This is a genomic window from Synechococcus sp. H70.1 (genome assembly GCF_047502705.1).
Lineage (GTDB): Bacteria > Cyanobacteriota > Cyanobacteriia > Thermostichales > Thermostichaceae > Thermostichus.
Window position 1 is genome coordinate 20,758 of sequence record NZ_JANSIV010000113.1, and the last position, 4,413, is coordinate 25,170.

The 4,413-nt window shown below is 61.3% G+C and carries 3 protein-coding genes; 2 read left to right on the plus strand and 1 reads right to left on the minus strand.

The genetic code is table 11. The annotated features are described in order from the left end of the window. The first annotated feature begins 71 nt into the window (after positions 1-71). Entirely contained in the window at positions 72-563 is a 492-nt protein-coding gene (locus NW827_RS08130) for a Tic20 family protein (protein WP_414362506.1), read from the plus strand. A gap of 195 nt (positions 564-758) precedes the next feature. Beyond that, positions 759-2,555 (plus strand): hypothetical protein, encoded by a 1,797-nt coding sequence (locus tag NW827_RS08135; protein ID WP_414503549.1) that lies wholly within the window; start codon positions 759-761, stop codon positions 2,553-2,555. Between the two features lie 263 nt (positions 2,556-2,818). On the opposite strand, the gene NW827_RS08140 is transcribed toward NW827_RS08135, so the two are convergent. Beyond that, positions 2,819-4,413: glycosyltransferase family 39 protein (locus NW827_RS08140; protein WP_414503550.1), on the minus strand; the 1,595-nt coding region annotated here is incomplete at its 5' end.

Here is a 4,413-nt window from a genome sequence, read left to right on the forward strand (position 1 = left end):
GCTTGGGTGTTGCTGTTGGATCCCGGGAGCGCACCGACCCGCAAACTTCACCTCAATGAGCAGCTAAGACTATGACCTGGCGCGGCAACATCACCCCCCTGGATCGGCTGTGGGGATCCCTTCCCTATCTTTTGCCGTTGGTAGCGGCTCTCCCCTTCGGCTTTGTGCCCTCTGGCTTGTTTCAATCTCTGCCAGGTTTGATCCCCATTTTTAGTCCGCTGCTGCGTTTGCTGCCTCTAGCCACCGGCTGGCTGGGGGTGGGGTTGTTTTTTGCCCTCCTCTTTTTCGTAATCCGCAACAGCCGCATCGCCCACTTTGTTCGCTTCAACACCATGCAGGCACTGTTGCTCAACATAGCCCTGTTTCTGGTGCAGGTGCTGATGCAGGTGTTTGCTATGCTCTTTGGCAGCCTGGGTCTAGTGGAAGTGAGCAGCATTCTGGCCAACACTGCCCTTCTGGGAGTGATTGCTGTCACTCTCTACGCTTGGGTACAGAACCTGCGCGGCCACTATGCGGAGGTGCCAGTGCTCTCTGAGGCGGCCTACGCTTGGCTTCGCTATTAATTCCTGGCAAAAAAGCCGTCCGTTGGGCCAACGCCTGGCAGCAAGGGCAGAAACTGCCCTGCCGCCTGGGGCTATCGAAAACATTCGCCTGGTACGCAAGCAAGTATGGGAGAGGGGGCGGGCCTTTGGAGCGGGAGAGCTTGGCCCGGTGAGAGGGTAAAAGCGTTGCGCCAAGCGCGACTGCTGGTTGGGCTTGTGCTGCTGACTGGCGTGCTGGCCCTGCTCTGGCCGATGCTGCAGCGGGGCTATCCCATCACCCATTCCACTCACTTTAACCTCAGCTGGGCCTTTCAGTATCAGCGCCAATTTTTCGGCGGGCAGCTTTACCCCCGCTGGCTGGAGTATTCCAACTTCGGCTACGGCAACCCCACCTTTGCCTTCTATCCGCCCCTGTGTATGGTGGCCACTTTGCCCTTTCGAGCCCTGGGGCTGGATATGCTCGGCTCTTTGGTGGCCAGCATGGGCCTAGCGATGGCGGTCTTGGGGCTGGGGCTATACCTTCTGCTGCGGCAGGTACTTCCTTGGGCTTTGGCGTTGGTCTTGGCCCTCCTGAGCATGGCCGGCCCCTACTGGCTGGTGGATATCTACCAAAGGGGAGCCATAGGGGAAGTGTGGGCCATTGCCCTCTCCCCCTGGGTTTTCTGGGCCTCGCTGCAGACAATCTGCCAGTTGCAGGCCCTTTGGCCGGTTGCGGCTTTGGCCCTGAGCTATGGCCTGCTGGCGCTGTCCCACCTGCCCACCTTGCTGGTGTTTACCCTGATTTGGCTACCTCTGCCTTGGGTGGTGGGGGGAAGGGATCCCTTCTGGCCCAGGGTGGGGCGCTGCTACCTGGGGTTTGGGCTGGGGCTAGGGTGGACGGCGTTTTATCTGCTGCCAGCCTTTTGGGATCAGCGGCATGTCCAGGTGGATTTTGTCAACTTTGCCGACGAGTATACACCCCACCATCGCCTGATGGTGAGCGGGCTCATGCAGCTGCAGCCGCGCTGGACAGAGCACTGGTTTGAGAGCAACCTGGTGGGGTACTGGGTTTGGATGGCGGCGGTTCTAGGGGGGGTTGGGATCCTGGTCTTTCTGGAGTGGCTAGCCCGCCGGTCGGGGAGGAGTTTCCCATCCCAGGAAAGTGGCGCTGCCGAATCTCTTGCCAGAGCCACCCTGCTCTACAGCTTGGGGGCTAGCCTGGTGGCGCTGCTGATGATGACGGATCTGCTGGCTTGGCTCTACGAGTGGGTTTTGCCCCTGCGGCGGATTCAGTTCTCCTGGCGCTGGATGGCGGTAACGGCGGTAACCTTGCCTTGGCTAGTGGGATCTTTAGCTAGCTGGGGGTGGGGGCACAAGCGCCTGCGGCTCCCTTTGCTGGTGGGGCTCGGCCTGGCCATGGCAGTCCAAACCTGGCAGGGCTTGCAACTGGTGTCCAAAGCCGGCTTTGATCCGCCGCTTGTCCAAACTTTTCAAGAACTCGCTGCAGCCAAGCAGTTCCCCAACGAGCCCCAGGAGCGACCGGGCATTGCTTTCTTGCACCTGCACTGGCGCTTTCCCGATGGGCTGGCACTGGTGGATGCACTGGAATACCGGCCCCGCCAGGCGACGTTGCCTATGCCGCCGCCGCAGGTGGATCCGCTGGTGCAGTGGCAAGGCAGGGTGGAAGATCCGGCGGCGCGGCTCCAGGTGGAAGAGTGGCGCTATGGCTACCGTCGCTTTCGGGCGCTTAACCCCACCTCCCAAGAGCAATCCGTAGTCTTGCGCACGTTTTACTACCCCGCCTGGAGGGTACAAATCGATGGACGGTTCAGAGCGGCTGAACACAACGAGACGGGCCTGTTGCAGGTGCGCATCCCGCCGGGGGAGCATCGCGTGGAGGTGCGCTACCTGGGCACGGCGGCGGACTGGCTGGGCTGGATCTTGACCGGCGTGGCAGGAGTGCTGCTGGTGGAGCTGCGGCGGCTGCTCCGTCAGTTGGGGTTGAGGACAAGAGAGGAGGCAACACCATCTTGAGTCGCGTGGCTAATTCCCTCTCCTGGCTCAACGGGGAGCGGGCCGAGAACAGCAGCCGCTCTAGGGGATCGGGGCAGGCAGCAGGGTCACCCGCTCGCTACCGCCGTTGGGATCCCGATCAAGAGGTGAAGCAGTTGCGCCGCCACGCCGAGCACTATTTTCGAGGGCCCTGCGGGTCAGCCTGCCGGGATGGATGTAGAGCCACCCCTCTCCCCAATCCCCGAGGGTGGCACAAGAAGGCAACGACAATGGCTATAGCTGGCTCAAAGCCCAGGCAAAGGATCGGCCACCTCAAATGCCCACAGCCCCCGCTCAGCCGGGATCCGATGCAACTGTCCCCGGGGAAAGCGCCGCTGCAGCGCTGCCCCTTGCTGATTCCATACCTCCTCGTTTAGGAACAGGGTAAATGGCGGCTGTAGATCTTGGGTGGGCAACGTCTCGGGGGAAAAGACCTGCACCTCCTGTCCCGAGCCGGCAAAAAACTGGATCCAACTCTGCCAATAGATGGGCTCTCCCCAACTGAAATAGGGGTAGGCGGCGCTGGCAGCCAAGTAGAAGCGGTAGTCGGGATCCCCTTGTCGAGCTGCCACGTAGCGCCCGGTGGCTCCCACATCATTGCCCTGGGTCCAGCCTTTGCGGACAAAGTCGCCAAAGATCGCCAAGTTCCATCCGCCAATCAACAGCATCGCCCCCGCCATCGCCACTGCCGGCAGCCACTTCCTCCTTGGGGATCCCCAACGCTCCAGGAGACCGGCCACTGCCTGGATCCCTTCCAGAGTTAGGTAGGCTACAAAGGGCAGGATTACCAGCAGGCGGGTGTAGTTGGGGGCTTTGGTGATGGCCAAGCTAAAGAGCAGGTAAAGAAACAGGAAACTGCCCATACAAAGCCAGTCGTGGGGCTGGCTGCGCCCTCTAAGGAGGCGGTAGAGCCCGGATCCCAGCCCCAGCCAGATCAAAACCCCCGTCAGCGGATCCACAAAGGCATGGCCGTAGTTAGGGTAGATGTAGCCTCGGTCGTGCTGGCTAGGATCGTTGAACATGCTTAGGCCGTTGCGGAGGTTGCGCCACACCGCCTCTGCCGGCGTAGCCGCATTGACCCACATCTGCTGCAGCGCCCGCCCTTCCGGGAAAAAGAGAAATTGCTGGCGGGCATACTCGGCGCTTTCTGGGGGAGCAGTGGCAGTGGCCACCAGAATGGGCGCAGCCACCAGGAAAAACCCCAGCGCCGCCGGCACGGTTAGCTTGGCCAAAGTCCAGAAGGGGTTAACCTGCTTATCCCCTCCTTGCAGCTCCTCCCGGCCCAGGAGCAGGTAGAGGCCGCCAAACAGCAACCCCAGCAGGATCACCACCCGCCCCGGCAGATAGCCGTAAAGGGAGAAACCCGCCGCCCCTCCCCCCAAATACAAAAGCAGGGGGTTTTTTTCCCGCACGCCCTTTAAGAGCAAGGCTAGCGCTGCACACTCCACCAGCACAATCAGATTCTCCCGCATCGCCATGCGGCTGATGCCTAACAAGGCGTGGTTGGATCCCAGGAGGGCCGCTCCTGCCAAGGCCAGCCGGGGGTTCCAGAACGACCGAAAAAACCCATAGGCCACCAGAATGGTGACAACCCCGAAGGCGGCATGCATAGTGCGCACATTGACCAGGGTGACTCCCCCCATCAGCCGCGTCAGGCCGCCAAAGAGGCTGAACAGGAAGCGGGGGAAATAGAAATACTCCGGCATCAGCCCAAAGATATCGGGGTAGCGCACCCCTGAGGCCCGCCGTGCCATGGAGGTGATGACAATCTCGTCGGTGTTGATTTGAAAAGGGATGTTGGCCAGGTCGTAGAGGTAGATGGGGGCAAAAACCAGCGCCA